Raw genomic sequence first — 1,696 nt, 5'->3', positions numbered from 1 at the left:
ACTCGTGACAGGCGGGGACCGGGTCCCGCTCGCCGCAGCCCCCGGCCTGCCCCAGCAGGCCCTGGCGGACGCGGCGGGCGCCCTGGTGCTCGAGGTGGCCGGCCGTCCGTTCGCCGACCACGCCGCACCCGCACCGGGGGGAGCGCTGCGCATCGAAGGGGTGTTCGCGGGAGCCCGGGCGGAGGCGCCGGACGGCACACCCGGTGCACTCGTCCTGCGGCACGGCACCCTGGGTGACACGGTGTCCCTCCCCCTGGAGCGGGAGGCGGCCCGGTTCGCCGCCCTGCTCGCTCCCCCGCCCCGCCACGGTGAGTGGGAGGTCCTCCTGGACGGACTGCCCGTACGGGTGACAGGGGCCCTCGCCGCACGCCTGCCCGCCCACCCCGAGGGGGCCGCCTTCCGCGTCGACCGCCGGCACGGCGACCGGCTGACGTTGCACGCGGATCCGGCGCTCGGCGACGCCGAGCGGGGCGCGTACCGGCAGGGCCTGCTCCGTACGGCCCACTATCCGGCGCGGCGCCGGCTTCCGCTCCGGGAGGCCGTCCTCTACACGGGCCTGGACGCCGGGCTCCCCACGGGAGGGGGCTCGCCACGGGCGGTCCACGCCGAACTCGTGCGCCGCGGCACCGGGGCCGAGCACCTGTGGGTGACCGACGGATCGGCGGGCTCCGCCGCCCAGGTCCCGGCGGCCGCCGTGCCCGTGGTGGCGTACAGCACCGCCTGGTACGAGGCGCTGGCCCGCGCCCGCCGGGTCGTCGCCGCCGGGACGCTGCCCGCGTGGTTCGAGCGGCGCCCGGGCCAGACGGTCCTCCAGACCTGGCACGGTTCACCGCTCGGCCGCTTCGGTCTGGACCTCGCCGACTCCCTGTACGCCGACCACCAGGACCTGGCCACGCTGGCGCACCGCTCGGCCCAGTGGTCGGTCCTGGTCTCCCCCAGCCGCTTCGCCACCCCGCATCTGCGCCGCGCCCTGGCCTACGGCGGCGAGGTGCTGGAGGCGGGCTCACCCGCCACCGACCTGCTCCACGCGCCCGGCCGCGACAGGACGGCGGAGCGGGTGCGCCGCGGGCTGGGCGTTCCGGGCGGGCACCGTACGGTGCTGTACGCGCCGACGTACCGCGACCACCTGGCCCACCCGCCGGGCAGCACACCGGGCAGCGCGTCCCGGCTGTACCGGTGGGAGGACGCCCTCGATCCGGGCGCCCTGCTCCGGGAGCTCGACGACCGCACGACGCTGCTCGTCCGCAGGCACCCGCGGGTCACCGGCAGCGTGGTGCCGGGCCCCGGCCTGATCGACGTCTCGGCGCATCCGGACCCCACCGAGCTGCTCCTGATCGCCGACGTGCTCGTCACCGACTACTCGGGCCTGGTGTTCGACTTCGCCCACACCGGCCGTCCGATGCTGTTCCACACCTACGACCTGGAGCACTACCGCGACACCGTGCGGGGTTTCTGCCTCGACTTCGAGGCCCTCGCCCCCGGGCCCCTCATCGCCACCGCGGACGGCCTCGCGCGGGCCCTGCGATCACCCGGGGCGTGGGGGGACGCCCACCCGGGCGCGTACGAGGCCTTCCGGCGGACGTTCTGCGACCTCGACGACGGCGGGGCGGCACGCCGGGTCGCGGACCGGCTCCTCGCCGGCTGAGCCCGCCTGAGCCCGGGCGGCGCCGCGCCGCGGGGGCCGGGGGGCGGGCGG

Annotated in this window: 1 protein-coding gene; it reads left to right on the top strand. The window is 77.8% G+C overall.

Annotation, left to right across the window (positions count from 1 at the left end):
• On the top strand, nucleotides 1-1,645 hold a 1,645-nt coding region (locus ABZ371_RS32395), incomplete at its 5' end, for a CDP-glycerol glycerophosphotransferase family protein (protein ID WP_358686476.1).
• Nucleotides 1,646-1,696: the final 51 nt, after the last annotated feature.

The sequence above is a fragment of the Streptomyces sp. NPDC005899 genome, assembly GCF_040629645.1.
In the GTDB taxonomy this organism is placed as follows: domain Bacteria; phylum Actinomycetota; class Actinomycetes; order Streptomycetales; family Streptomycetaceae; genus Streptomyces.
The sequence above is the reverse complement of the archived record's forward strand: the minus strand, read 5'-3'. Positions and strand labels throughout refer to the sequence as shown.